The organism is Flavitalea antarctica, assembly GCF_054461535.1.
The window spans coordinates 602229-629048 of sequence record NZ_JBTLQG010000001.1 but is presented as its reverse complement, the minus strand read 5'-3'; the positions used below and the strand labels follow the sequence as shown (position 1 = coordinate 629048).

General features: G+C 43.8%; 23 protein-coding genes. 12 read left to right on the top strand and 11 right to left on the bottom strand.

The annotated features are described in order from the left end of the window. Positions 1 to 133 precede the first annotated feature (133 nt). The 3 genes from ACX0G7_RS02150 (at position 134) to ACX0G7_RS02140 (ending at position 2733) form a co-directional block, all read left to right on the top strand. Positions 134 to 892 carry a hypothetical protein gene (locus ACX0G7_RS02150; RefSeq protein WP_458921764.1) on the top strand — a complete coding sequence of 253 codons (759 nt, stop codon included), beginning with the start codon at positions 134 to 136 and terminating at the stop codon, positions 890 to 892. A gap of 54 nt (positions 893 to 946) precedes the next feature. Then, positions 947 to 2374: a family 43 glycosylhydrolase gene (locus ACX0G7_RS02145; protein WP_458921763.1), complete on the top strand. Its 1428-nt coding sequence runs from the start codon at positions 947 to 949 to the stop codon at positions 2372 to 2374. Between the two features lie 119 nt (positions 2375 to 2493). Beyond that, positions 2494 to 2733, top strand: a complete 240-nt coding sequence (locus ACX0G7_RS02140) for a hypothetical protein (RefSeq protein WP_458921762.1) — start codon at positions 2494 to 2496, stop codon at positions 2731 to 2733. 69 nt (positions 2734 to 2802) lie between these two features. Here ACX0G7_RS02140 and ACX0G7_RS02135 read toward each other — a convergent pair whose 3' ends face one another. The 3 genes from ACX0G7_RS02135 to ACX0G7_RS02125 all read right to left on the bottom strand — a co-directional run bounded on the left by ACX0G7_RS02135 (position 2803) and on the right by ACX0G7_RS02125 (position 5899). Further along, entirely contained in the window at positions 2803 to 3684 is an 882-nt protein-coding gene (locus tag ACX0G7_RS02135; protein WP_458921761.1) for a DUF6515 family protein, read from the bottom strand. A gap of 47 nt (positions 3685 to 3731) precedes the next feature. Beyond that, positions 3732 to 4481 (bottom strand): DUF2092 domain-containing protein, encoded by a 750-nt coding sequence (locus ACX0G7_RS02130; RefSeq protein WP_458921760.1) that lies wholly within the window; start codon positions 4479 to 4481, stop codon positions 3732 to 3734. A gap of 1043 nt (positions 4482 to 5524) precedes the next feature. Further along, entirely contained in the window at positions 5525 to 5899 is a 375-nt protein-coding gene (locus ACX0G7_RS02125; protein ID WP_458921759.1) for an ATP-binding protein, read from the bottom strand. A 528-nt stretch (positions 5900 to 6427) separates the two neighbouring features. Here ACX0G7_RS02125 and hppD point away from each other — a divergent pair. The 5 genes from hppD to ACX0G7_RS02100 all read left to right on the top strand — a co-directional run bounded on the left by hppD (position 6428) and on the right by ACX0G7_RS02100 (position 11233). Then, a complete protein-coding gene (hppD, locus tag ACX0G7_RS02120; protein WP_458921758.1) occupies positions 6428 to 7555 on the top strand; it encodes a 4-hydroxyphenylpyruvate dioxygenase in 1128 nt (375 codons plus the stop codon). A 60-nt stretch (positions 7556 to 7615) separates the two neighbouring features. After that, complete coding sequence (locus ACX0G7_RS02115; RefSeq protein WP_458921757.1) at positions 7616 to 8773, top strand: homogentisate 1,2-dioxygenase; 1158 nt, start codon at positions 7616 to 7618, stop codon at positions 8771 to 8773. Between the two features lie 42 nt (positions 8774 to 8815). Then, positions 8816 to 9838: a fumarylacetoacetate hydrolase family protein gene (locus ACX0G7_RS02110; RefSeq protein WP_458921756.1), complete on the top strand. Its 1023-nt coding sequence runs from the start codon at positions 8816 to 8818 to the stop codon at positions 9836 to 9838. Between the two features lie 206 nt (positions 9839 to 10044). Then, positions 10045 to 10665, top strand: a complete 621-nt coding sequence (locus ACX0G7_RS02105; RefSeq protein WP_458921755.1) for a dihydrofolate reductase family protein — start codon at positions 10045 to 10047, stop codon at positions 10663 to 10665. A gap of 10 nt (positions 10666 to 10675) precedes the next feature. Then, entirely contained in the window at positions 10676 to 11233 is a 558-nt protein-coding gene (locus ACX0G7_RS02100; protein WP_458921754.1) for a dihydrofolate reductase family protein, read from the top strand. Between the two features lie 2 nt (positions 11234 to 11235). Here the strand turns inward: ACX0G7_RS02100 and ACX0G7_RS02095 are convergent, their stop codons facing one another. Next, positions 11236 to 13230, bottom strand: a complete 1995-nt coding sequence (locus ACX0G7_RS02095; protein WP_458921753.1) for an SBBP repeat-containing protein — start codon at positions 13228 to 13230, stop codon at positions 11236 to 11238. A 399-nt stretch (positions 13231 to 13629) separates the two neighbouring features. On the opposite strand from ACX0G7_RS02095, the gene ACX0G7_RS02090 reads away from it, so the two are divergent. The 3 genes from ACX0G7_RS02090 to tsaA all read left to right on the top strand — a co-directional run bounded on the left by ACX0G7_RS02090 (position 13630) and on the right by tsaA (position 14808). Further along, complete coding sequence (locus tag ACX0G7_RS02090) at positions 13630 to 14094, top strand: DUF3995 domain-containing protein (RefSeq protein ID WP_458921752.1); 465 nt, start codon at positions 13630 to 13632, stop codon at positions 14092 to 14094. Between the two features lie 86 nt (positions 14095 to 14180). Next, complete coding sequence (locus tag ACX0G7_RS02085; protein WP_458921751.1) at positions 14181 to 14348, top strand: hypothetical protein; 168 nt, start codon at positions 14181 to 14183, stop codon at positions 14346 to 14348. A 43-nt stretch (positions 14349 to 14391) separates the two neighbouring features. Beyond that, a complete protein-coding gene (gene tsaA / locus ACX0G7_RS02080; protein WP_458921750.1) occupies positions 14392 to 14808 on the top strand; it encodes a tRNA (N6-threonylcarbamoyladenosine(37)-N6)-methyltransferase TrmO in 417 nt (138 codons plus the stop codon). 7 nt (positions 14809 to 14815) lie between these two features. On the opposite strand, the gene ACX0G7_RS02075 is transcribed toward tsaA, so the two are convergent. The 7 genes from ACX0G7_RS02075 to ACX0G7_RS02045 all read right to left on the bottom strand — a co-directional run bounded on the left by ACX0G7_RS02075 (position 14816) and on the right by ACX0G7_RS02045 (position 22669). Beyond that, the gene (locus ACX0G7_RS02075) at positions 14816 to 15784 is read right to left on the bottom strand and encodes a UbiA family prenyltransferase (protein WP_458921749.1); all 969 of its coding nucleotides are present in this window, start codon (positions 15782 to 15784) and stop codon (positions 14816 to 14818) included. 64 nt (positions 15785 to 15848) lie between these two features. After that, positions 15849 to 16820 carry a diacylglycerol/lipid kinase family protein gene (locus tag ACX0G7_RS02070; protein ID WP_458921748.1) on the bottom strand — a complete coding sequence of 324 codons (972 nt, stop codon included), beginning with the start codon at positions 16818 to 16820 and terminating at the stop codon, positions 15849 to 15851. A 213-nt stretch (positions 16821 to 17033) separates the two neighbouring features. Then, positions 17034 to 18104, bottom strand: a complete 1071-nt coding sequence (locus ACX0G7_RS02065; RefSeq protein ID WP_458921747.1) for a fatty acid desaturase family protein — start codon at positions 18102 to 18104, stop codon at positions 17034 to 17036. 246 nt (positions 18105 to 18350) lie between these two features. Beyond that, positions 18351 to 19283 carry a GNAT family N-acetyltransferase gene (locus tag ACX0G7_RS02060; RefSeq protein ID WP_458921746.1) on the bottom strand — a complete coding sequence of 311 codons (933 nt, stop codon included), beginning with the start codon at positions 19281 to 19283 and terminating at the stop codon, positions 18351 to 18353. Beyond that, a complete protein-coding gene (locus tag ACX0G7_RS02055) occupies positions 19273 to 20340 on the bottom strand; it encodes a DUF3419 family protein (RefSeq protein ID WP_458921745.1) in 1068 nt (355 codons plus the stop codon). The genes ACX0G7_RS02060 and ACX0G7_RS02055 overlap by 11 nt, the downstream gene beginning before the upstream one ends. Before the next feature lie 2 nt (positions 20341 to 20342). Further along, on the bottom strand, positions 20343 to 21590 hold the full coding sequence (locus ACX0G7_RS02050; protein WP_458921744.1) for an aminotransferase class I/II-fold pyridoxal phosphate-dependent enzyme: 1248 nt from the start codon (positions 21588 to 21590) through the stop codon (positions 20343 to 20345). After that, positions 21584 to 22669 carry a thiamine-phosphate kinase gene (locus tag ACX0G7_RS02045; protein ID WP_458921743.1) on the bottom strand — a complete coding sequence of 362 codons (1086 nt, stop codon included), beginning with the start codon at positions 22667 to 22669 and terminating at the stop codon, positions 21584 to 21586. Before ACX0G7_RS02045 ends, ACX0G7_RS02050 begins: the two co-directional genes overlap by 7 nt. Positions 22670 to 23680: 1011 nt before the next feature. On the opposite strand from ACX0G7_RS02045, the gene ACX0G7_RS02040 reads away from it, so the two are divergent. Further along, complete coding sequence (locus ACX0G7_RS02040; RefSeq protein ID WP_458921742.1) at positions 23681 to 26809, top strand: SusC/RagA family TonB-linked outer membrane protein; 3129 nt, start codon at positions 23681 to 23683, stop codon at positions 26807 to 26809. Positions 26810 to 26820 lie beyond the last annotated feature (11 nt).

Sequence of the window (26820 nt, the reverse complement as noted above, 5' to 3'; positions counted from 1 at the left end):
TTCCTGAAAGGGCAGGTTCTCTTCAGTTCAAACCTTAGCTCAAAATAGAAAAGGCTTTTAAACCTTCTTTGGCAGGTTTGTATTACATTATGCTCATTTTGAGAAGCAATAATCGTTACAAATGAAATCAGTTATGAATAGTAGACGCAGGTCTTTATTGTCTGCTATAGCCTTTGTCGTTCTATCAGCAATACAGTTAGCCGCAATTAATGCTTTGGGACAGCCGCCGGGGCAGGGACAGAGACCGCCGCTGCCTCCCATACCAATAAAGGGCGATACAACACATACCCTGGCGAAACACTTTACGCCCGCCACTAACGTAAAAAAGGCACCGAATCCCAAAGGATTTATCCAACGTTGGCTGGTGCTGGAACCCGTGAAGAAAGACATTGCCAGGAACAACATCTTCACTGACAACTACCTAAGAACAACTTTTTCAGCCGACAACTTTTCTAACGATTTCAACACAATTCCGAAAAAGGACGAAGTGGTAAAAGTGGGAAACCAGGAACTGAAATGGTATGCACTGGACAGCAAGACATTCAACTTTAATTTATACCATTTTACGTATGCTATAAACCAGCCACGATACGGCATACTTGTTTGGCTGGTCACCATCATCGATTGCCCGGAAGAAATGAAAAATGTGAGGATGGCTGCAGGATGTAACTCCGGATGCATGTGGTGGTTGAATGGCCAGGAAGCGCTTATGCTTTCCGGTGACAGGGATATGATTGCTGATAATGTTACGTCTTCCCGCCTGACGCTCAAAAAGGGAAAGAACATCATCCGTGGGGCAGTGATAAATGGACCGGGTATGGCAAATTTCTGTATTCGTTTCCTTGATGAAAAAGGATCACCAATAAAGAACCTCAATATCAGTTACCAATAAAATTGATTGTCTGTCTACGATATCAATTATATCGAAATCATTAATAAGCGAAAAATGAAAATAACCATAACTGCCTTGTTCGCAGTATTAACACATCTCACAATAGCACAGGTGGGAAGACCATTTATTCATGACCCGTCCACCATTGTTGAATCTGATGGAAAATATTTCACCTTCGGTACAGGGGGTGGAGGATTAATATCAAAAGACGGCTGGACATGGTATGGTGGTGGTGTGCGACCTGGCGGTGGAGCAGCTCCAGATGCCATCAAAATTGGTGACCGATACCTGGTAGTGTATGGAGCCACTGGTGGCGCGGGCGACCATAAGGGTGCGATTCTTACCATGTGGAATAAAACTTTGGATCCGGAATCTCCTGACTTTAAATATTCTGCACCTATTGTAGTGGCTACCTCCGATGGTTATGAAGAAAATGACGCCATCGACCCCGGTGTTATGTTAGATCCCAAGACCGGACGTCTTTGGCTGACATACGGTACGTATTTTGGATTCACCCGCCTCATTGAATTGGATCCTGGGACCGGAAAACTCAAAGCGGGTAATAAACCCGTGGATGTAGCCATTGTGTGTGAAGCCTCCACTTTAGTGTATCGCGAAGGTTGGTACTACCTGCTTGCCACGCATGGCAGTTGTTGCGATGGTGCCAACTCTACCTACAATGTAGTGGTCGGCCGCTCAAAACAGGTAACAGGTCCGTACCTCGATAACGTGGGACGAAACATGTTGGAAGGTGGCGGGAAAATGGTTGCTAAAACCCGCGGTGGATTAATAGGTCCCGGGCATTTTGGACATATGATTCTTGAGAAAGGAGTCGAGAAAATGTCTATCCATTATGAAGCAGATCTGGAACAGGGTGGTCGTAGCGTCCTTGGCATATTGCCGTTGCTGTGGAAAGATGGATGGCCTGTTGCAGGGGATAAATTTAAAGAGGGCAATTATGAAATTGAATCGGTGAGAAGAGGATATGCCTTGGAGCTGGCTGTCGATTTTACAAGGATGCCAGGTGGACCACGGGGATTTGGCCCGGCCAGCAATGAACCCATAAAACCCGTCGCACCCCAGGAATTAGCTGAGGTAGTTAAAAACTGGCCGTTGGGCACCATTGCAGCACGCATTGGTGATTACATGTCCCGTCCGCATCAGAAATGGACAATTACCGATGCCCCTGACTCCACAGGGTATTTAGGTGGCCCTTATTATAAAATTGTGCTGGCAGGAACAGATCGGGCATTAGCAGCAACTGATAATGCAGAGGTAATAACGCTCCCGGCATTTACCGGCGGCCCCGAACAACTCTGGCGAATCGATCAATTAACTGATGGCACCTACAGAATAATGCCTAAGATCGTTCCTAACTCAGGAAAGAAGTTAGCACTGGCCTCTTCGGGGGATAGCACACCGACATTGGCAGAATTTGATTTTAATAGTGACAATTCTAAATGGAACTTAAGACTACATTAACTATCTATTCAACAAAAGGGTTAATAAAAAACCTGGGAGGGATAGATTTTCATTGATCAGGATTGGTTGTTAATCCTGTCGGGTTGGTCCTCCTAAGCGGGAGAGTAATTTCGAACTGAATGGAATCAAAGGTCCTCCCGGCACTGATAGATCCATATCTTAACCGAGTGGCTATCTATACAAAGGGAAAAATGTCATCCGGAGTACACCTGCTGGACCGGCAGCCTACAGACCTCGTAATGCCCGGACAGATGATACTATTTTGGGGCTTGAAACAGGTAGCGCAAACGGGGAAACTAAGACCAATTGCAATGTTTGTTCACACCCGTCGACCAATACGGGTTTGCTTTGTCGTTTGATTCAGATGTATCATACGAATCCCATAATAAGCCAGAAAATCTTTCACTTCAGATTTAAATAATCCCGGTTCATTTCTCATTCGATTCTACCTGGGCCACTTCATATTTATTCTTTCCATCAGCCTGTATAGGTTGATAATAGGTTTCGCCGACTTTTACATAAGTCTGATCCCCGATTTTTACTTCTTCACCGCCTTCAGGTAAATTGTCTACAACTGCCCCGGCAGGCGGTGGAACAACTTTATACGACTTCCCTGTTTTCTCATAGTAGGCCCCACCATAATAATAGTTAGTAACATTGTTAACTACTACGGGCTGATTATTCGGTGGCAAGGTTGTTACGGTACCGCCTACTGGCGCTTGTACAACTGTATATCCATTTGTACTTTGGATATACCACACTCCTTGATCATAGTGGTATTTTTCATTTTCCACTGCCACAATTATTGCGGTAGCAGCGAGCGTCGCAACAAAAAATCCCCAGGGATGCCATACAGGTCCCCATACAAAAGGGCGATACGGATGATAAAAATAGGGATGAAATGCGTAATATCTTCTTCCTCCGTATATATACGGAGGTCTTCGATAAACGGCTACATTGTTTCGCCTTACTACAGTATTGCGGTTGTTCACTACATTAATATCTTTACTGCGATCGACGTTTACATTTATGGTATTACCGCTTATATTGGTGTTGTTGCTATTCCTTGTATTGTTATTATTAATCCTGGATGACGAGGAATTGTGTGCAATGGGTCGATTGGCTGATTTAACACTACCGCCATTGATGGACCGGCTGTTGCCACCGCCGGCAGACCGTTGCATGCCACCGTGCCCAACTGATCGGGAAGGCGCATGTTTCATCCTTTGGGCGTTTCCCTGCTGAATACTGAAGTAAAGAGAAAAGGCTGAAATCAATACCCATTTGAGATTTCTATTCATCTTACGCATTTCCCTGTTTTTTTAATGTTTTATCAATCTGGTTCGTGTAATTTTAGCTATTCGTTTTTCGATTGGATACGCAACCTTCCTGCGCCAGGTGGCGGTACAAATTCAAACATAGCCTCCGGAAACCTGGGATTGATCTGCCATTCAGAAAAGATTGCAAGATACTGCGGATTCCCCGGTTGCTTTTTATAGGTTATCGAAAATCTTGCGGGCAGGTTATAGGCATCATTGTTAATCCAGAATTGTATGATTTCCTCCGGATTAAAAGCAATGATGTGAAAATATTCTTTAGCATTTATTTTTTCAATTCCCAGATAGCGCAAAGAATCGGAATGAGCTAATATGTCGTCAGTGAGCGCAGGATAAAAAAAGTCTGCCGCGGGAAATTCAATTCCATAGTTATCGCTGAGGCTGTCAAATGTTTTAATCACAGTGGCGGGTGCAGGTATCAAGCCATAATTATTTTCATCAAATGAGTAATAGGCAAACTGCTTCCCATTATACATGTATTGTCTATGACCCTTATAACCATAGGCATTGATAAGCATTTTGTTTGACCCGCCCATATATACCGTGTAGTCTGTAAAATATTTAATATAGACACTTTTTTCCGTTTGCATATGATTAGTAACTTCTACATCAGTGGCAGTAGTTAAAGCATAACTGCAGGACTCGAGGTCGCCGATCACATCTGCCATCCGGTCAATAATAAGGACAGCTAATGAATCGAAAGTTTTAGGTTGTGCTACCGATAATTGTGATATCAATCCAACAAAAGAAATAAGGACGAGCTTTTTCATATAATTACAATTGTTGTCATTTAAGAATTGGGTTGCGTTTTTGAACTATTAGTTTATCAGTACCAGCCAGCCTCCGAATAACATTCTAAAGTTTGTATGCAGAGGATGTGTTCCGGGAATTCGCCGGCGTTCGCGCAAGCTGCCGGAAAGGGCGAGTCCAACGCCGGCTATGATACACGTTAATGACAGTCCGTTAACTATAATTTCTGTCAATTCGCCAATGCTATCAAGGCTTGATCTGATAGTTTCAATTAAATCAATCATTTTTGTAGTTCATTCAGCCTTGGGAATGATACCTGCTCATGATTAGTGGATAAATCAGACTTAAACACTTCGAGATATTATTGCAATGTTCGAGTCTCTGCCAAAAGGGTTCGCTCAAAAGCTAGATCGATATTGCTCATTATCAGGCAATCCTCTTTGTCTACTTCCGCCATTTCTATTGGTTCTATCTCGCCGGGGAGTCTCAATTTTAAAAATCTAAGTTTTTTCATCTCAACAATGCCTGTTGCTCCTTAATCTGTTTGTGCAGTTATGATTCAACTTAAAAGCTTTTATGAAAGAGATTTTTTCGATCGCTGTTGATCAGTAAGACACTTCCCCCGCGCAAAGTCCGCCACCTACACAAACAATTTTCTAATCTTTACGGAGATTTATTGAAACTAGTACCGAAATCAGTAAAATTTCAATGTGTAGTATGTCAATTTATCCACAGCTGGTGATTATCCTCCAATAAATACAGTCTTTTGTAATGATGGCCTGCTTTATTTTTTTACTCTTCCTGTATTGATATTTTCTTAAGGAATTTCTTTGGATTGAAAAAGCGCTTTCCAGGTCGCGCTTGATCTTATCGTATCGGTTGTCACTTGAAGTCAGCAGATCACCCTTTACTTTCCTAAGGCCAATTATTTTGTTTCTTCATCCTTATTTATTTTAGGATCGAATCCAGTATTGCCCCGGCTCCAGATTAAACAGGCCAGGGCCTTCACACCAGACCTGACTATAGTGTGATCATCAGCTAATAGAAAATAATGCATATCTCTTCAGGTTAAAGGTAAGTCGACAGGTAAAGTATTTGGATTTGTCACATCAGAATCTTTTTCTTCGCTGGCAAAAATATTTTGTAACAATAATTTCGTGCCGTTGCCCCCGCTCTCGATTTCAATTTTTAGGTTTAATAGTTTGCAAAAATCAGTAATAAATTGATATCCATATCCAAGCTCTTCTTCTCTTGAATAGTTTCCCAATGGTCGAGTTATTACATTATTAAGTTTTTCAAGGATAGCGGGGCGGAAGCCAGTTCCGGTATCTGCTATGGCAATAGTTACTCTTTTGGCCACTATTGAAACTTCAATGTCTATCTGACCATGTTTGGTGTATTTGTTTGTGTTTTCAACCAGGTTTCGGAGGATAATCAATCATAGCTGACGATCGGATTTTATTCTCAGGTTATATGGTGAATTGATGCGAATTCTATTTCCGTTCATTTTCGCTTGCTCCTCAAAAAAGTGGTGAATAAAATTGAGTATGATAATACCTAAGTGAATGATGACTGGAAAAAAGAAGGCAGTTGATATCAGTGCTGTCAATTGCATTACATCTCTCTGAACTGGATTGGCTATCACAAAATGCAGTGTGTAATATTTGCTATAATCTCACTCTGTCCAAACATTTGAGCGCCTCGATTGCCTGAAATTGTAATATTTCGCAGGTTATTCGTAAAGATCTTACGCTCATGGTGAGGAAGACCCGAAAACATCAGACGACAGCACGGGGTAGGATTAAAAATTTTGTGGAAGCGTTCACTACTTCCCTGGCCTGCACAGGTGATCCCATTAAGGCGAGGTCTACCATTAACAGCTTGTAGGAATTTAACGTAACGATGGCAAAATTCCCGTTTCTCCGCATGAAAAATCTTATATTTAGCCTGACCTAAACTGTCCTTTATGTACGAATCTGTTAAACCTGCGGGGCCCAAGCAAACTGATTTTTTGCCTTTAGAAGGAACAGACTATGTTGAATTTTATGTAGGCAATGCAAAACAGGCGGCGCATTATTATATGAGCGCATTTGGATTCCAGGCCATCGCCTATTCAGGTCCTGAAACGGGTGACAAAGACAAGGTGAGTTACGTAGTTCGCCAACATAAATTGACGTTTGTCTTAACTACTCCATTACGTTCAAAAACTACCATTGCAGACCATGTTTATAAACACGGTGATGGAGTTAAATTCCTCGCCTTGCGCGTAGACAATGCGACCGCTGCCTGGGACGAAACAACAATTCGTGGAGGAAGAAGTTATTTACCACCGACACGTCTCAAAGACAGCCACGGCGAAGTGGTAGTCAGTGGCATTGACACTTACGGTGACACTGTACATCTATTTATAGAACGAAAAAATTATTCAGGTCCTTTCATGCCCGGATTTCGTGCCTGGCATAATCCTCATTTCGCACCTAAGGACACAGGTCTTTTATATGTTGACCATTGTGTTGGTAATGTAGGCTGGAACCGGATGGATACCTGGGTTAAATTTTATGAAGAAGTACTGGGTTTTCATAATATTCTCACGTTCGACGATAACGACATATCTACAGAATACTCAGCGCTGATGAGTAAGGTAATGAGTAACGGAAATGGGTATGTTAAATTTCCCATCAATGAACCTGCCCAGGGAAAAAAGAAATCCCAGGTAGAGGAGTACCTTGAATTCTATGAAGGCGAGGGGGTCCAGCATGTGGCTCTGGCGACAAACGATATCGTGCTTACCATTAAAGACATTATGAGCCGGGGCGTTGAATTTCTCCAGGTACCAACAAGTTACTATGATGATTTATCTGCGCGGGTGGGAGCCATTGATGAGGACCTTAATGCTTTGAAAGAATTGGGTATTCTTGTTGACAGGGACGATGAAGGTTATTTACTACAGTTGTTTACTAAACCAGTACAGGACCGACCCACACTTTTCTTCGAAATTATTCAGCGCAAAGGTGCCAAAAGTTTTGGCAAAGGAAACTTCAGGGCACTGTTTGAAGCTATTGAAAGAGAACAGGCAGCAAGAGGAAACCTGTAAATATTCAACAGGGAACCGATAGTATTACTCAGGCAGATTGCAAAACATTAAAAACGATTTATGCCATATTATTATCGAACCGGGCAAATACCACCGAAACGTCATACACAGTTTCGTAATGGGGATGGCGGCCTGTACTCCGAGCAGCTTTTTTCCACCGAAGGTTTTTCAAATGATTATTCGCTGCTGTATCATATTCATCCGCCAACCCAGATCATAAAAACGGAGCCCCCGGTCAGTGTTGCGCCCCAGGTAGCCGAGGAAAAAATGCTGGCCCACCGCAGTTTTGAAGGATTTAAAATTAAGCCCGCAAAAGATTACCTCGAAAGCCGTGTGCCGGTGCTTGTGAATAACGACGTGCATATTGTTTTAGCGGCTCCCCGGCAGAATACTGATGATTATTTTTATAAAAATGCCGATGCTGATGAATTGATTTTTGTTCATGAAGGGTCCGGTGTTTTAAAAACCCAATACGGTGAACTGACTTTCAACCCCGGTGATTACCTGGTAGTTCCCAGGGGCACGATTTACCAGATTTTTTTCAACAATGAAAGTAATCGCCTCTTTATTGTCGAATCATTCAGCCCGATTCGTTTTCCCAAACGTTATCTCAGTAAGTATGGCCAACTCTTAGAACATTCGCCATTTTGCGAACGCGATCTCAGACCCCCATTAAATCTCCAATCATACAACGAAAAGGGTGACTTCACGATCAAAACAAAAAAGAAAGGCATGCTCTATAATATTCATTATGGAAATCATCCCTTTGATGTTGTTGGATGGGACGGCTGTTGTTATCCTTTTGCTTTCTCCATTCATGATTTTGAACCGATCACCGGCCGGGTGCACCAACCCCCGCCGGTGCATCAAACTTTTGAAGCTAACAACTTTGTTGTTTGTTCTTTCTGTCCGCGCCTGTATGATTATCATCCCCAGGCCGTTCCAGCACCTTACAATCATAGTAATATCGATAGCGATGAATTACTGTATTATGTGGATGGAGATTTCATGAGCCGCAAACATGTTACGCGTGGAATGATGACCCTGCACCCTGCAGGTATACCTCATGGACCGCATCCCGGCGCTGTTGAAAAAAGTATCGGTAAAAAGGAAACCCAGGAACTTGCAGTTATGGTCGATACTTTTCATCCCCTCATGCCAACAAAACAGGCACTGGAGATCGAGAACGACAATTATGTTATGAGTTGGGCGGAGTAAATTTTTGTAAGGCCGGATATAGTTTACAAACAGGAAATTAAAATGAAACTCGCAAGTTATCAGAATGGGGATTTAGCGCAGGCCGCCGTGCTGATCAATGGTTATTTATACGATACCGACATCCTGGTAAACGATGCGCCGAAAACGATGAAAGATTTGCTGGCCGATTGGAACCGCTATTACCAGGCGTTGCTGCATGAAGAAAAGAGGATCGGTGATGGTACCAGGACGGAACCCATTTATAAGCAAACCGACGATGTTGAATTACTGGCGCCGGTCCCTTTTCCGCCTTCCTGCCGCGATGGTTACGCATTCCGTCAGCATGTAGAAACGGCCCGTCGCAACAGGAAATTGGGCATGATCCCGGAGTTTGACAAATTTCCTATTTTCTATTTTACCAATCACAATAGTTTAACGGGTCCCGGCAAAGTGGTATGCATGCCTGACCATTTCGAAAAGCTCGACTTTGAGCTCGAGGCAGCTATTGTAATTTCCAGGCGGGGCCGCAATATCAGGGCAGAAGATGCTGATGGATATATGGGCGGCCTCATGATCATGAATGATTTCAGTGCCCGACGGTTGCAGATGGAAGAAATGTTGCTGAACCTGGGCCCGGCTAAGGGAAAAGATTTTGCCACAGCGACCGGGCCCTTTCTCGTAACTTTTGATGAGTTCAAACGATACGAGACGTCGCCGAAAAACGGGCACGTAGGAAAGAACTGGAACCTTACGATGATTTGCAGGGTGAATGGTGTGCAGGTCAGCAGGGGCAACCTGTCTGACATGCAATGGACCTTTGCTGAAATTATAGAAAGAGCATCATACGGGGTGGACCTTTACCCGGGTGATATCATTGGCAGCGGTACAGTTGGTACGGGGTGTTTCCTCGAACTGAATGGCACAGGGAAATTCAATAATGCTGATTATCCCGAACAGTGGTTGCAGGATGGCGATCTTGTAGAGTTGGAAATAGATGGGTTAGGTGTTTTAACTAATACTATAGTAGCGGAAGATACATCATGGAGTATTCTACAGAGAAACAAAGATCAAAAAACAGACAACTAAACTGTATAACCTATTTCAAGGTAATTATGTAGCCATTTCCAGGTGGCAACCCAAAAAACAAGATACGTTTTTGCAACTTGACATAATTACTTGAAATGACTGATTTGATTCAACAATAGTCGCGTTTTGCCACTATGATTGTCGTATTCGCACTACCTGGGGTCTTCAATAGCGACCGACATTTGTACCTGACAAAATAAAATATCATGAGAAAAATTATTGTCTTATCGATGATCACTCTTGATGGAGTAATGCAGGCGCCAGGTGGACCGGAAGAAGACACATCGGGTGGATTTGAGTATGGCGGATGGGTGGCGCCCTATTCAGATGAAAGTTATGACGAGGTGGTCCGCGAAGAACTAAAACCCGCAGATTATCTTTTAGGGAGAACGACCTACACCATATGGGCCGGTTATTGGCCGCATCATGCGGAATTCTGGCCCGGTATCAATGATGGAATGAAATATGTTTTCTCGAAAAAACTGGATCAGTCTGATCCGATGGTTACCGGTTGGGCAAACTCCTTAGTAATAAATTCGGTGGGGGATATCAGGAAATTGAAAGATTCAGAAGGTCCTGAAATCCAGGTTTGGGGTAGCAGTGAGCTTGTTCAGCTATTGCTGGAACATGACCTCGTTGATGAGTTGAAGCTGAAAATTCATCCACTTACTTTGGGTAAGGGTAAAAAGCTTTTTGGGAATGGGACGATTCCGGCAGCCTTTACATTAACCAAACATATTATCACGCCAACCGGTGTTACCGTTCTTAACCTGAAGCGTGGGGGCGAGGTGAAGACAGGTAATCTCGGAGCTCAGACAAACAATTAATAATATTTTTATGAGAAGATTGATTGCCGGAATAAATATGACATTGGATGGCTATTGTGATCATACCGCTATGAACGTAGATGAAGAGATTCATCAACATTTTGCCGACCTGGTAAAAAATGCTTCGATCCTTATCTATGGGAGGATCACTTACCAGCTTATGGAGGATTATTGGCCAGGTATAGCAGCGAATCCTACTGGCGAAAAGTCAACAGATGAATTCGCGGTGGCTATAGATGAGGTCCCGAAAATTGTTTATTCACGCACACTCAAAAGTGTCGGTTGGAAAAATACAACCCTGAAAAATGAAATTGACAGGGATGAGATCCTGGCATTGAAACAATCTGGCAATGGCGGCGACATATTAGTTGGCAGCCCGGGTTTAATTGTTGCGCTTGGAAAGCTTGACCTGGTTGATGAATACCAGATCAATATAATGCCGGTTATTCTTGGTAAGGGTTTGCCATTATTCAGGGAAATCAATGATAAGATTATGCTCCGGTTGGTGAAAACAAAAACCTTTGGCTGCGGTTCTGTAAACTGTTACTATGAACCAGTAAAAAGTTAAGGCTATCTGATTTTAATCATCTTTCCGGTTTCAATTTGTACGCCTTTTTTAGAGATGAAAGTTCCATAATAATAATAGGTGCCCGGCTTCAGGTGTGTTGCGTTGACACTGAAATTGTAAATGCCTGGCTTTCTTTCACCGTTTACTGGTATTGAAAGCAATCTTCCGTTCCCATCAAATAGAAGTATCAATACTCTTCCATATTCCGGAACCTGGTATTGGAGAACTGTCGTACTTACGAAAGGATTTGGCGCAACCTTTATCCTGAACGATTTTACGGGATGTTCTTCCTCCTTGCAGTTTCCGGTTCCTAACACGTCGCCATGTGCCAGGTGTTCCTGAACGGCTTCTTTCGGTACACATAATATAAGGCCGTTGTGACATACGATAACTTTGTTCCGCTGGCAGGTTACATCAATGACGTCAACGGTTAGGCTCCCTGATACAGTGGTCCCACTGGCATCGGTAACAATGACGTTGTATGTGGTAGTGGCGACAGGACAGACTTCAATTTCCCGGTCTTGAGAGGAAGATGAAGTCCATTGATATCGATAGGGTGGATGGCCCCCTGAAACAGAAGCCACCAAACGGGTACATGTTGGTTGATAGCCAGGGTAAAGGACCTTATCTGCTGACTTCAAGGTTAGCCTAAGAGGAGGAGTATATTTTATCGTGGCAATTGCCTGCGGGCGAATAATACCGGTGACATACACGTTTCCATTGTTATCAATAGCAAGGGCCGAAGATTCATCTGTGGAACCGGGTGCATCATTAAATTTTGCTGTCCATAATTCATTCCCTGACGAATCGTAGGCTACTGTCGCATAATCAGCGTCACCACCCTGGGGAAAAGAGGTTCCGGTCACAAACGTGTTGCCTGCAGAATCAGTAGCAAGGCCCCGGGGTGTTTCACTGCTAAGGGATGTTGTACCGGAATATATCTTTGCCCATTGCTGATTTCCTGCAGCATCATATTTTACTGTTGCATAATTAGATTGATTAGTAGTATCATAGGAGAAGCCGGCTACATATACACCCCCCGAAGCATCAACACCAGCCGAAATTCCCTGGTCGCGCAGATTTTGCGGTCCATTATAACGTTGTGCCCACAGTTCGGTGCCTTCAGCATTATATTTGATAGTTACGAAATCATAATTTGTTGCCGGGTTATAACTTTCGCCGGCTACAAACACATTTTCGTCTTTGTCAAGCAACACTTTTTTGCCCGCGCCGAAACCATCGCCGGCCCTGTTATATCTTCTTGACCACAAAAAGTTCCCGTCCTTATCGTACTTTATTGTGCCGATAGCGTGGTTGCTCTCCCCGGTTATGTACACACTCCCTGTTTTGCCAATGGCTAACGAATATGGATAATCCGAAACGTGTTCCGGACTGTTATATCTCCTGACCCATTTTTCGTTTCCTTTCGTATCATATTTGATGGTAACATAGTCGTTAGTCCCTCCTCCAATATCTCCACTTACTCCGATTACCACGACATCACCATAAGGGTCAATACCAATTGATGTAGCTACATTGTTGGTTGAAGGAAGACCCCAATACGGTTTTGCCCATAATAGTGTCCCGATAGAGTCATATTTTATTGTGGCAAACCAAATAGAACTAGGGCTGATATAGTTCCAACCCGTAACATAAACATTGCCAGAGGAATCAACTGCTATCCCTGTAGGCGCGGCGTCGCGATTCGGAGCGCTTTTAAACTGTTTTGCCCATAACTGAGTGCCAGCCTTGTCATATTTGATGGTGACAAACGCTTTTCCTGTTACAACAGGAATTAACATTTCGCCAGGTGTTTGCCCGATTACATACACATTTCCATTCACATCGGCTGTCACAGCCACAGCCACATGCTGGCCCTTCTGAGTACCCCCATACCTGGCAACCCACTCCTGGGTAGGTTGCGCAAGTGCCGCTGCAGTAAAGAGCAAGAAGTTAACTAATAGAAAGCTAAGTTTGAGGGTATACATTTTCCGCATAAACAACCGTTGTATTAGTGAAGAATGGTGTGCCGTCCCTGATAGCACGGATAGTAAGAGTGAATAGTCTGTACTAAAAATAATCATCTGCATCGCAAGAAGACCTGACCGCCATCACTTGTTTTGATGATTACTGTCAGGCAATTTGACACCGTAATTTTATTCCAAACTCCTATAAATCCATTTGAGCTGAGCTGGGTATGGATAAGCGGGAGTAGGAACCGGCATCAATGATTATAATCGCTGCCGGTGGTCGCCTTCCGGGCTGCACTTCGAAGATTTCGCAAAAATTAGTCCTGGTTCGCTTTGTATGGTGTATTATGTGTATATATTGCGGTTGAAGAATGATAAAACTTATGTTGTTTCTAACGCAAAATCATTACTAAAGAAGCGGAATTAATGAAGGTGCCTGGTCACAAATTTGTTACGCTTACTGTTTTGATTGCTGTCAATACAATCATTCTTTTGTTGTTGTCCTGCCTGCATTTTTACTGGGGTTTCGGAGGAACTCTTTGGTATGACGAAGTTTTACCGACAAACTCTACAGGCTCCGAAAGACTAAATCCAGGTACTGTGGCAACCTTCGTTGTGGCCTTTGCATTGCAGTTATTGGCGTTGATCACCATTGGCAATTCCGGCGTTTGGGACAAATTGGTAAAACGGAGATATTTCAGATATGGTGCTTTGTTGATCTCAGTTGCCTTTTTTGCACGTGCACTTGGTGATTTTAAATTTTTCGGATTCTTTAAGACCGTAAGGGCAACAAGGTTCGGTGTGAATGATACGCAGCTTTTTTCACCACTCTGTGTGTTTATTGCTGTAATCAGCTTATTGATCTTTGTGTTGAACAGAACGTTAAAATAGGTTGAAGTATCATTACGGTGTAGTCAAACTTCTGATTCAGAGTAGTAGATAGAATTTTGTTTCTATTACAATAATACCTGTTTCAAATGAAGAAATTGCTATGGGACCTCTTTCTGCCCTCCCTTTTGTTTGCACAGATTGATAGTACAGACATTATTGTGAGGCAGATGATGGAGAAGCAAAAAATAGCCGGGCTTTCACTGGCTGTAGTCAGCAGTATTGCGTCCGGTCGCCACAACGAACCATTACGATGAGTGGGTTGCTTATGCAGGTTATAAATTAATTTGTATTAATACAATGAGGAAAGATATGCATTCTATAGAAACCTTCAATATCCGGCCAGTTGGCTTCATCCACTCTACACTTAACGATCTGAAAGATTGTCCCCTGCAAGAAAATGAAGGTGGACCCGAAGTATATATCGAATTTGAAAAGCCTTACATTGACGGCATAAGGGACATCCAGGCCGGTGACAAAATAATTATATTAACCTGGTTGCACCCGGCCAACCGGGAAATAGTGAGGTGTTATAGGAGAAATGATGTGGGTTCAAAAGAATCCGGCGTCTTTTCTACCCGTTCACCGGATCGTCCGAATCCGATCGGTTTGCACATCGCAACCGTTATAGAATGTGTGAACCAAAGCAGGATAAAAATCTTTCCCATGGAAGCCCTGAATGCCACTCCGGTGATTGATATCAAACCCGTTCTCTGACCGGGCCTCATACCTGGTAGCGTGAAGGGCGATAGTACAGGAATATTTCAAACAAAATATAAAAGATCAGTGTGCCGGGCCACCACATCCACTGGAAATGAAGAACTACGGCAATGTGAAAAAGAACGAAACTTCGCACCGTTGCGAGGATTGGATGTAACGCCGATTTTTCATCATGATTGGTGGCGATATGTCCTCTGTACTGTCCATAAATACTAACCAATGAGGCTAAGATACCTGCGATAGTGTCATGCCAGTTATGGTTTGGGCTTAACCAGAAAAGAACAAATGTTGCCAAAGCAAACAAATCACCCAGGACCATGGTTTTGTTCCACCCAAACACAACAGGAAATGTTTTGTAGCCTGTCGCCCGGTCGGCGTCAATATCCTTAAGATAACCAATAAGCACAAAGCTCGCATAAGAGAAAAGAGTCACAAAAAGAAATGGAACATAACCGGGCGGAAAACTGTTTGAGCCTGAATCATGTACCGCATAATAACCCATGAGCGGTAGCAGGGCGATGATCCAGGCATTGTACAGGGGGCCCGCAAAGGTGATGTTCCTTTTGACATAAGAATAGGTGGCGATGCCGAAAACAGCGAGGAGACTTAATAAAAAGCTCGCTCGGTTTAGTAAAAAAAACACGACCGCACAAAAGATCAACCCGGTCAGACTGACGCTTAAGACAGCTTTTATGGAAACAATCTCTTTTGAAAGCGGACGGTAAGGTGCAGATAGCTTGTCAGTATCGGTTTGGAAACAGTCAGTAAATGCCTGGCCAAATCCATACCCCAGGAAAAAAGGAAAAAAACCAAGAATCAGCTTCCAGGTCTCTGTAGTTTCGGTCTTACTCATGGCCATGCCCGCAACCCCGGCAATCCCGGACACAAAAAGCAGGTAAGGGCGCATCTGGACTATATATGCACTCCAGAACAGGGGCGAGTACATCGGATATTTTTTGTGTGCAATAAGCATGGAAAATTATTTAGTCAGGATTGTTGTAGCGAAATCAACACGTCAATTTTCGGGGTCGGTATAATTAATTTTTCAGGATTGTAATAGCATTGGGCAGAAGCGTTATGTGCAGCGACCTGGTTTTTGCTGTTTCTCCATCACATTCAAATACGAATGCGTTATCAGCAGTAATATCAACGCCTGTGGTAAACTGAGTGATTTTGTGTTTACCGGGTTCGAAATTTCCTTTCTGAAGGTGACTTAAAACCGATAGCAATTCGCGTTTCGACATATTTATGCAAATATTCAAGGCGAGCTTTCCATCGTCGCGCAACACAGGCTGCCTGTAAAAAAAACTTCCCGAAACAAAAGGTACTTTCAAAATATTAATATTGGAAACCGATGTATTTATCATCCGTTCATTGAATCTAAGAGACAGATTTTGATTTCGATGGCCCAGGATGGTTGATACAGCCGTATACAAAATAGCTCCACCGGTAGCATGCTTTTTCAGCAATCGTAACAAAAAATCAGGGTTATTAAAGTTCCAGTTCGCTTGTGCAGTGACACCTACACTGGCGTTGACAATAAAAAACCTCCTGTGTTCAACATTTGCATCATCCAGGTAGGTGGCCATTCCAATGTCGTGCTGCATTGTACCGTTAGTGTAATTAATACGAACCGGAACACCTTTTATTTTTTCATGGAAAGGCTTCAGGAAATCATTACTGGAACCGAGTCCGATGGCGCCGAGGATTACGTGCCCGGCATATTCTTTTCCTTCTGCCAACAAGTGATTTACCAGGTAATGAACAGTTCCATCTCCGCCGGCTGAGACAATAAGAACCCCTTTGCCCGGCGGGCGGGGGTCTGGTCCCCGTTCGTCCTGTTGTAAATGGGGTGACAGCAGATCTGATAACGTAGCACCATGCTCAAGTATCACTTCTTTGCAATCTGTCGGCAGGCGTCGCAGTACTTCTTGCCGTATGGATAGCCAACGCTTCCAGCCTTTTCCCTGGTGACATGATGCATTAATAATGATAACAGCTTTTCTCAATGGCTCCGGTTGATTTTCAAAACAGTTGTAATTAATTTTTGGGTGGCTATAATTGTTTTCGCAATGGTTATCATTGCTTTTTCATTGGTGAAACCCTCTGTGGTTGCGCCTAATCCGATGATTGAATTTTTTCCAATTTCGCGTTTGAGTGCTTAAAAGCTATGTTGACATGTTTACATTGATTTCTTGAGTACCTAAAATTGTTTGGGGTGATTAGAATTCATTTTTGAATTGTTTAAGATTAACATCCCCGGCCGGAGGGATCGGTTGTTCCTGTTGCTGGATATCTTTGATGTATTTGAAGTGTATACCCAAAACACTGCTGACTTTTTGCTTTCTATACAGCAACCCAAAGGCTTTCGTGGTTTCTTCAACGATCTTAGCGAGCCTGTTATAGTGCACATGATGCGTGGCCGGAAAAAGGTAATGCACTACGTTTAGATTGGAACCGCCTGCCAGGTTGTTTAGAAACCGGTTGCCCGGTGAGAAATCAACGTTATGTGCCAGTATTTCCATCGCCCATTTATCGTTGTAGTTATTGTTATCGGAAAACTTACTGTGCTCCATCTTTTCAGTAGGCATTAGCAGGATGATCACTAACAAGATGCTGATGATAACATAGAGTAGCAGCAGCGCACACAAAATCTGCCAGGGTGGGAGTTCGATCAAAGCAAATGGTAAAACCAGGAAGGCAATGGCGTACAACAGCTTTGCGACATAGAGTTTTAGCAATTCCGATTTTGGGACATAGGCGGTCTCGCTATAAAAAAGCTGGAAGTCCCTGACGAAGATCATGTATATGGCATAAAACAGGTATAAGAAATAGGGTAGGTTTACTGTGTTACCATTTTTTCCTTTTTGTAGCAAAAGGCCCTGGCCCTCGATGGTATTAATTTTGTTTCCTTTCTCTTTATTGGCATGCGCTTCGAGGTGTTTACTACGATACATAAAAGCGTTGGCCCCGGTGATTTCAAACCCAAGAAGCCCAAGCCTGTTGACCCATTGGCGGGCTGAAAGCGTTTCATGAATAGCGTCGTGCGCTATGTTCACGGGTATGAGTACGTGACAAATTCCAAGTAAAGCCGCCCATCCGAGCAACGTCAAAAACTGGTCGCTCCTGAATAGAAAACACGAGTATGCAAATACGTACAATAAGATTAGCAAACTGCTCTTGACATGGCTGAGAGGGCTGGCAAAACGATGATTGCGCTGCGTTTTAAAATAGACGTCAGCACGGCGGTATAAGGTATCAACAAAGCCGGAAGATGGGGTCACTATTACCATAACTATTTGTTTATTGTCAGGACTGGTATTTGATTGTTATAAGCATAGGTATTGGTTGTTATCAGCATAGGTATTGGTTTGTTATCGGCAGAAGTATTCGTTTGCGATCAGCAGAAGTATTTATTTGTTTCCAGGTTAAGTACTTGTTAGTTTTCACCAAGGGTATTTGTTTATTATCGCGATTGGCCTTTGTTGATTCCAGCCCTGGTGCTTTATGAATGTCCCCGCGAACTTGTGATACGATGACTATAAGCATCGCACGTCAATTTCAAGATGATCTTTGATTGATAAGGCAAAATCAGTCAGCATGTAATAATGGTAGGTATTGATTGAATAAGGTTTGAGATAGTTGTAGATGCTGTCACCTTTGCGGCAACACACAATAAGAAATCTCTTGTCATTTTTGTCCAGGTGTTGAAGCACTTCATTAATCTTGTCAATATTTTGTTCTGAATGGTTGAAAAGCGTACCAAACTCCATTACTTCTTTTTCTTTTGGGAGAAGATGGTATTGCGTCGGGTAAATCTTTTTTAAGCATTTCAATCCTTGTTTGTATAACCAGGATATCCTTTCAATTTTGAGCCGGTAAAGTTTCCAGGTATGCAGTACACCCAGGCCAGATCCAAAGTTCGTATGAAAACCCGCCGGCATCAGCTCTTCATCAAAAAGCCTGACGGAGAAATCGCTTGCAGTCGCCGGATGCAATGTGGAAGAAACCCTCGCGCGGGTAGGGATCGTGAGATACACAAATGGCGTAAGCCAGATATTGCCTATAGCTTTTGCCGATACCTTTATGACCGGGGCATTAGATAATTTGAGGGTGGTAAAGTTCTTTTCAAAGCCTTGTTTGCTAAACCAGTCTTTTTGATGCCTGGCCAATCGCATCCCAACGCCGTTTCTGCGATAGGACAAATGCACTTTCGCATCAAACACAAAACCTGCTTTAATGGGTTCTTTATTGATAACCAATGTTGTCTGAGCGCCCACTGCAGTGGCGATCACTTTATCATCATCAGTTAAAGCAATACAGGGAAAACTATGTTGAAACACAGCGGAACGATCCAGGAAATGATTCTTTATGATCTTTAGCTGGATTCCTTTGCCCTGCACACTCGAATCTTCCAGGCTGGCAATGGCCCCGTCATAAGAGGGTTGATATGGTGTTAACTCAATCCGCATGCAGTCTTTTGTGTCTTAGTGAAAAAACCTGGTACATCCCTGTTGACTCTTCTTCATCATGCATCGAAACAGTGCCGTACTGATCTAACATGTCCAGCTGATCCTGGCTCAAACGGTGTCTTAAGAAACTTCGGCCAACTACGAGGTTTTCATTCGCGGCTGTGGTCTTAACAATTTCATGGAGGTAATCAAAGTCAGCAAAACTGAGGATGTCTGAAATTGAATAGAAAACGGGACCCTCTGTTTCGTGTTCTTTTCTTCTTAAAAATTCAAGCAGATCTTCTACATGGTATGTGATGGTTATCTCCCGGTTCAGCAAACGTTCCCTGATATCCGCGAGGACATTTTTTTGCAGGGAGGGTGGGAGTTCTTCCTGGCACATGTCCAAAAGATGTCCTTTAAATACAAGATGCGTCATGAAACAGGAAGAAGCTTTCCCGTTTTGGATGATCTTGTCCATCGCAGCCGGAATGCGTCGCAGTTCTGAGCTGCTGCCGGTAAAGGCTACATCCCTGTTCCCAAAGACCAGGTAAACGATTTTAAACGAGAAGAGTTGTTGAAGAAGTTTCCATCTTTCGGCAGAAAAATTCAGGTGCTGTCCCGATGGTTTAAAGATGTTCTTAAAGCTCTTTCCAAGCCAGAAGTTTGTGACAGGTCGTGCCCGTTGCAGAAATCGTTCATAGTGCCCGATGTGAAGGATGCCTCTCTTTACTAACGAGAGATTGGTTCGCCAGAATGTCTGCGCTTTCAATGACAGCTCGTTAACAAACAATTCAAAAAGCAAAAGTCTTTCATCACCTGAGCTGTCAACATGTCCAATAAAAAGCAGATACTCATCTACGGAAAGTTTTGTGAGTGCCGCGATTTTTAATTGTTGAAGAAAAATGGCTTCCTCATTACTATCAACAACAGCAAGTTTTTTGCAGTCATTGTTGTCCATTAGTGACAGTACGCGTTCACCGCTGCCGCAAATCGCAACAACACTTGAAAAGCTGCCGGACCTGAGCAGGCTACTTTCCACGCGATTGTCTTCGTTGACATGTGAATAGTAGATCATCTTTATTCAAAATATGCTTGTGGATCGTTCCATACCTCTTCAACAGCTTCGGCTAGACGATCTATGTCATTTTTTGTATGCTGCGCCATCAGGCTGATTCGAAAACGTTGTCCGTCTACAGGCACGGCCGGATACTCAATGGCGTTGATAAATATGCCTTTGTAGTGAAACAGGAAGGAGGCTGCACGGATATTCATTCCTTCCGGGATCTTCAACGCTATGATTGCCGCTTCCGGTTTAGCGCAGAAGTTAAATCGTTCCAGTCTTTGTATGGCATAAGAAGCGTTATCCATCAACTGTGTTCTTAACCACGGTTCTCTTTCGATTACTTCCAGTCCACCTAGAACCGCGGCTGTCACCGGGGGGGGAATCGATGCTGAAAAAATATACGACCTGGTATTAAAGCGGAGGTAGTTGATGAGGTCTGCGCTGCCGGATAAAAAACCCCCGCATACTGCAAATACTTTGCTGAACGTACCCAGAGTTAAGTCGATGTTCTCCGCGCAGCCCAGGTGTGTAGCAGTTCCGCTGCCACCTTCGCCCATCACACCGGTTCCATGTGCATCATCTACTATCAGCACTGCACCGTAGCTTTTGCATAGATCACTGATCAGGGGCAACGGCGCGAGATCGCCATCCATGGAGTAAACGCCTTCTACACAAACAAAGACCGTTCCTGCAGTATCGCCAAATGCTGCTAACAGATCTTTCAACTTTTGGAGATTATTATGGGGAAACGAAAAGGCTTTTGCATGCGTCAGTTTCATGCCATCACAAAATGAAGCATGGCTGAGCTCATCATAAAGTATCACATCATTTACTCCTGCCAATGTGCTTATAATACCCAGGTTGGCCATAAAGCCAGATGAAAAAAGAATTGTTGCCTCTTGCCCTTTCAGTGCAGCAAGGCGTTCTTCTGTTTGGGCTATGAGTTTGTTATAGCCATTCAGAAGCGGCGGCCCGCCAATGCCGGAACCGTATTTATTAACGGCTTCGATTACGCGCTGTTTGACAATCGGATGATTGGCAAGGCCAAGGTAATTGTTTGATGCAAACATCGTCATCTTCTGAAGTTCGCCTGAAGACGGGTCCTCCACTACAACCTCTCTGTCAGCAGCAGAAACTACAGTCCGCAGATAGGTTGTTTCCCTGGTAGGGATCATCTTTTTGAAAAGTTCGATCCTCCTGGAGAGTTTCTGATGTTGAGAAAGTTTTTGAACGGATTTCAGGTCGGCATTTTTTGTTAACATGATGAGTAGGTTTTCGGGTCAGCATTCTTGTTAGCATTCTCTTTACAATCACACCAATGACGGTGCTTTCGCATCAGCATATCGAAATAGGTGTTAATGTCTCCCCCGGATTCGTGATAGAGATTGGCTATTTCCGATGGATGGCAGGTTATCTCAAGTTGTTCAGAGACAAATGTTAGTTCTTTATCCTGAGTTGCTTCACCTAGTAGCAGGGGCAGCCAGTTGGCTGCGATACAGGCTTTCTCAAATGCTGACTGTTGCGCGGGAGAAATTGTAAACAACAGTTCATATTCGCCATGAGGACCGGCCAGGAATAACCAGGACGGTATGCCGGCTTTCTCACAGGTAACCCCGGTTTCGGATGACAAAAAGGCCTGCAGCGGTTCATAAAATTGCACACCAGTACTGTTTATTTCAGCGAGCACAGAAAGGGCGGGGAATAGGCCGTCACTTGTGTCAATACAGGCTGTGGCAAACGATCGTATCAGCTTGCTTTCCTGCAGACGTGCTGTTGGCTTGTAAAAGTGTTGAACGGAGTTATCAAAAAACACTGAGTAGGCAAACATGTTCCCTGATCCCAGCGTCGAAGTTGCATAAAGCAGGTCACCAGGATGTACTCCGGTGCGGGACATTGGTTTCGAGACGAAACCAAGACCGGTAGTATTAACAGAAACATGTTGAGTGAAATTGGTATCACCTCCCAGTATGTAGGTGTCATATACTGCGCAGGCTTCATTAATGCCCTGTTGAAATGCCTTCATCCAGCTTTCCTCATGTGAACCTGGCACCTGGAGCGAGAGCAGGATTCCCGTGAGGTTTGCCCCCGTGGCTGCAAGGTCACTAACAGTTACGGTAATGGCCATCCAGCCAATCAGGTAGGGGTCTTTGTAGAGGCCTGTGGAGATCTCTTCATAAATGCCATCGGTCTTGGCAACCAGGTAAGGCTCGTGTAAGCCCTCGATGGAGATAACCTCGCTATCCGACTCAAACATTTTGTTGAGCTGCCGCGGATGGCGGAGAAATGTTCCCGCAATCTTCTTTATCCGCGCAATTTCTTTATCTACGGTTTCTGTAGCCAAGGGTTAAATTATCCAGCGTTAACTAATTCAGGGTTTATCTTATGCAGAGTTTATCTTATCCAGGGAGTTTACATATCCTGATTGTCTTTTACCACGGTTTTCATATCGGGTAACTTCTGATGCAGGGTTTACTAATACAGGTTTTTTTTATCTGGTGTTACTTTCATAGTGCTCCTGCCTTTTTATCAATATTCCCTCCATTTGCAAATGCCTGGTGGGAGCAGGGACCATACCAGGTGGACGCAACTGAAATTGAATACACCTGTCTTCCCTTAGCAGGCATTACTTTTTAATCAGCTGGCTTTTTTGATAGGATATGTGTTGGAGGTTATCTGTTTAAAGGAAAAGAGTGATCGGGATGAATCATCTGAGTAATAAGTCTATCCTAAATATATTCATTTTGAACAATAATTCAATTGGTAAACTTCACAGGTGGCGCTCCGTTGTTCCCACTAACCCTGATGTCTCAACTACTGCAAAAAGACTTCCGGAAACAAAAATGTCAGCGAGCAAGTCATCACCAAATATTTTTTTGAGAATTTATGCAATCGATTGCAAAAAGTCGTAAGTTGTATTGCGATTGCGGTCAAGTTGTATACGATTCTGAAAAATTGCGATATGGAAAAAAATCATACCTGTCTGCAGATGATATGTCATTTATATCATCCCATAAGTAAAAGTGGCTGCTGGTATTGGCTTCCAGGCATGGCGTTGCGGCCCTTTCCTTCTATTCGCTCATATAAATCCGTCACAAAGGTATCTTTGATTACTATGCCCCATTTTAGTTCGGGCCAGATGAATCTGTTTCGCTTACCCGCCAGTTAATTTTACCGGATCAGCAATCTTATTGCAATCGAGTGAAACTGTGCGTGCCATTTACCCTTCTGTGCTGACCACCCTCTCTACTACTCTTTTATTAGACCATCCTCTCTAATAGTCTTTTATTAACTACACCAAAATTCAGGTATGACACCAAACCAAACTTGCATATGCGCCGCGCTCAAGCCATTAATGACTAAGCTGCTTACGGTAACCAGCTTTGTATTCATTATACTCTTTGCATTTATCACCGTTTCGCAGGCGAGCCCGGGAAAGGATTTTAACGGAACGATTGTCCGAACAATTACCGGTACAGTTATTTCTTCAAAAGGGGAACCACTTTCCGGAGTTTCCGTGCAGGTGCCGGGTGCCCAGACTGCCACCACCACCGACTCAAAAGGCTTTTTTTCCATCGTGGTTGATGATAATGCCACAACCCTGAGATTTTCCTTTGTAGGGATGGTTAGCCAGGATGTAGATATCGCAGGTAAAAGCTCAATATCTGTAACGATGGAGGCATCAGATAGCTCCCTTGAAGATGTGATCGTTGTTGGTTACGGAACTCAGCGTCGCGCGTTGGTAACCGGCGCGGTTTCCAGTGTCAACGGCAGAATTTTAAATGAGTTGCCAGCGATTTCAATCTCGCAGGCACTACAGGGTCGTGCACCTGGCGTAACGGTAACCAATAATGGTAGCCCGGGAACAGAGCCAATCGTCAGGATCCGCGGGATCAGTTCGATCAGTTTTGCTTCAGATCCTTTGTATGTTGTGGACGGCTTCCCCACGGGTGATCTTGCTTCTATTGACACCAGGGATATCGAATCTGTAGATATATTAAAAGATGCATCCGCAGCTGCAATTTACGGTTCGCGTGCATCGAGCGGTGTTGTTATGGTAACTACCAAGAAGGGAAGACGTGACGGCAAACTGGCCATTAACCTGGAATCCTTTGTAGGTTTCCAGGAAGTGACCTCAAGGCTTGACCTTCTCAACACCAAACAGTTTATGCAGTATGCGCTTGCATACCGGGGAAGTCAGATCCCGAGATTATCGGATCCCCAGATTAATGAGCCGGTTTACCCGGGCGCCAAACAAACCTATGGTCAGACTGATACAGACTGGCAGGATGCCTATTTCAGAACTGGCTTTATGACACAACACAACCTCAGCCTCGGCGGCGGCAATGAAGCTTCGAGGTTTTACACTTCGGCCGGATTTACCGACCAGGAAGGTACCGGACCTGCAGTAGGATATCGTCGTTATAATTTTCGCATTAATTCAGACCATGTCATAAGCAAAGTATTCACATTCGGCGAAAATCTGTATGTCGCACATAGTGATCAGGCATACGACAATAACGAAACCCAGTCACGGACGAATATTGTAAATGTGATTAAGATGATGCCGCATATCCCTGTTTATGATCCTACATCAAACGGCGGCTATCGCGGGGTTGATGCCCCACGGGATGGCGGTGATCCAACCAATCCTGTTGAAGATGCAGAACTAAAAAACCCCGGTAACCGCAAAAGAGTAAAAGTATTTGGTACGGCTTACCTCGATATCAATTTTACAAAATGGCTGAAATTCCGTTCAACGTTTGGTGTTGATTACGCCAATACCCTGGATTATCGATTTTCACCAATATTCAGTGATAATGGGACTGTTGCAGGTTCAAGTGCAACGCTCGCAACAATAACGAATAACCGGAATATTTCGACAGTAATGCTTTTTACAGAACAGCTTACTTTCGATAAAACGTTTGGTGACCATCATATAAATGCAATAGCCGTTTACGAGCAACAAAACCAGGACACGAAGACTGAAAATGCAAACGGTCGCCAGGCGTCCAACGACTTAAAAACACTTAATAATGCCACCAATCCATTTGTGCAAACACTGGTGGGTGAAAATTCGCTGATCTCATACCTTGGCCGGGTAAACTACGATTTTAAGAATAAATATATTGTAAGCGTGGCAGTGCGGCGCGATGGCCTTTCGGTATGGGCTCCAGGAAAAAAATGGGCCACCTTTCCATCAGGGTCTATCGGTTGGAGAATGGATCAGGAGGAATTTATGAAGAACCAGAATATTATTTCAGAACTGAAATTGCGTGCCGGATACGGACTGACGGGTTTGAACGGAACGATTCTTGGAAATACACCCTGGCTTGTGAGTGTAGCCGCGAACAGTGCCTATTATCCATTCAATAATGTGCAAACGGCTGGTGCAAACTCCTCCATACAGGGTCTGGGGAACAAGGAACTTGAATGGGAGAAAACGGAACAACTTAATATCGGGCTAGACCTTGGTTTGTTTAATAATGCACTTACTTTCTCTGCTGAATATTACAACCGCAAAACGGATAATCTTATACTTAGTGTCCCGCTGCCCCCTTCATTTGGGTTTCTTACTACTACGGTAAATCAGAATGTTGGGGCGATGAACAACTCCGGTTTCGAGTTTCTTGTAGGATACAATAAGCGCCAGGGAGATTTTACCTGGAATGCATCTGCCAACCTGAGTTTTGTAACAAATGAAGTGACCAGGCTCGCAGAGGGTGTAACAAACATTGAAGCAGGAGCAGATAATGATTTCGGTGCGTCGGCGATCACCAATACCAGTGTTGGCCAGGCAATCCAGTCTTTTTATGGATGGGAGGTTGAGGGTATTTTCCAGAATGCCGGTGAAGTGTCGGGGCATGCCGTGCAAACAGCAGGTACTGCACCCGGTGACCTGAAATTTAAAGACCAGGATAAAAACGGAATTATTGATTTAAAAGACCGGGTCTTTATGGGAAGTTTTATTCCTAAAGTCAGTTATGGCCTTAACCTCGGCGCCAGCTATCATCATTTTGATTTAACGCTGTTTCTCCAGGGCGTACAGGGAAATAAGATCTATAATGCTACGCGCGTGGTTACAGAGGGAATGGTACGTTTCTTTAACGCCGGCACTCAGGTGCTGAACGCGTGGACACCCACAAACACTAACACGGATATACCGCGTGCCATTTCTGCCGACCCCAATCAGAATTCCCGTCCATCCACCCGTTTCCTGGAAGACGGTTCTTACCTGCGTTTAAAAAATGTTATGCTGAGCTACAGCATTCCCGCGCCAGCTTTAAACTCTCTTACACATGGAACAGTCAAGAACCTGCGACTTTATATTTCAGCCCAGAATCTGCTGACATTTACAAACTACTCGGGATATGATCCTGAAGTAGGCAACCGCACTCCAAACTCATCGTTGACAAACGGAATCGACTTTGCCGTTTATCCACAACCAAAATCAGTATTATTTGGTCTGCAGGTGGGATTTTGATGATCAAAACC

Excerpts from the sequence above, each read along its gene's own strand:
- ACX0G7_RS02115 (WP_458921757.1), top strand. The coding sequence starts at position 7,616 with ATGCCATATTATTATCGAACCGGGCAAATACCACCGAAACGTCATACA.
- ACX0G7_RS02110 (WP_458921756.1), top strand. The coding sequence starts at position 8,816 with ATGAAACTCGCAAGTTATCAGAATGGGGATTTAGCGCAGGCCGCCGTG.
- ACX0G7_RS02040 (WP_458921742.1), top strand. The coding sequence starts at position 23,681 with ATGACTAAGCTGCTTACGGTAACCAGCTTTGTATTCATTATACTCTTT.
- ACX0G7_RS02050 (WP_458921744.1), bottom strand. The coding sequence starts at position 21,590 with ATGTTAACAAAAAATGCCGACCTGAAATCCGTTCAAAAACTTTCTCAA.
- ACX0G7_RS02090 (WP_458921752.1), top strand. The coding sequence starts at position 13,630 with ATGAAGGTGCCTGGTCACAAATTTGTTACGCTTACTGTTTTGATTGCT.
- ACX0G7_RS02065 (WP_458921747.1), bottom strand. The coding sequence starts at position 18,104 with ATGGTAATAGTGACCCCATCTTCCGGCTTTGTTGATACCTTATACCGC.
- ACX0G7_RS02150 (WP_458921764.1), top strand. The coding sequence starts at position 134 with ATGAATAGTAGACGCAGGTCTTTATTGTCTGCTATAGCCTTTGTCGTT.
- ACX0G7_RS02095 (WP_458921753.1), bottom strand. The coding sequence starts at position 13,230 with ATGCGGAAAATGTATACCCTCAAACTTAGCTTTCTATTAGTTAACTTC.
- ACX0G7_RS02060 (WP_458921746.1), bottom strand. The coding sequence starts at position 19,283 with ATGCGGATTGAGTTAACACCATATCAACCCTCTTATGACGGGGCCATT.
- ACX0G7_RS02105 (WP_458921755.1), top strand. The coding sequence starts at position 10,045 with ATGAGAAAAATTATTGTCTTATCGATGATCACTCTTGATGGAGTAATG.
- hppD (WP_458921758.1), top strand. The coding sequence starts at position 6,428 with ATGTACGAATCTGTTAAACCTGCGGGGCCCAAGCAAACTGATTTTTTG.
- ACX0G7_RS02055 (WP_458921745.1), bottom strand. The coding sequence starts at position 20,340 with ATGATCTACTATTCACATGTCAACGAAGACAATCGCGTGGAAAGTAGC.
- tsaA (WP_458921750.1), top strand. The coding sequence starts at position 14,392 with ATGAGGAAAGATATGCATTCTATAGAAACCTTCAATATCCGGCCAGTT.
- ACX0G7_RS02135 (WP_458921761.1), bottom strand. The coding sequence starts at position 3,684 with ATGCGTAAGATGAATAGAAATCTCAAATGGGTATTGATTTCAGCCTTT.
- ACX0G7_RS02100 (WP_458921754.1), top strand. The coding sequence starts at position 10,676 with ATGAGAAGATTGATTGCCGGAATAAATATGACATTGGATGGCTATTGT.
- ACX0G7_RS02145 (WP_458921763.1), top strand. The coding sequence starts at position 947 with ATGAAAATAACCATAACTGCCTTGTTCGCAGTATTAACACATCTCACA.
- ACX0G7_RS02085 (WP_458921751.1), top strand. The coding sequence starts at position 14,181 with ATGAAGAAATTGCTATGGGACCTCTTTCTGCCCTCCCTTTTGTTTGCA.
- ACX0G7_RS02140 (WP_458921762.1), top strand. The coding sequence starts at position 2,494 with ATGGAATCAAAGGTCCTCCCGGCACTGATAGATCCATATCTTAACCGA.
- ACX0G7_RS02130 (WP_458921760.1), bottom strand. The coding sequence starts at position 4,481 with ATGAAAAAGCTCGTCCTTATTTCTTTTGTTGGATTGATATCACAATTA.
- ACX0G7_RS02075 (WP_458921749.1), bottom strand. The coding sequence starts at position 15,784 with ATGCTTATTGCACACAAAAAATATCCGATGTACTCGCCCCTGTTCTGG.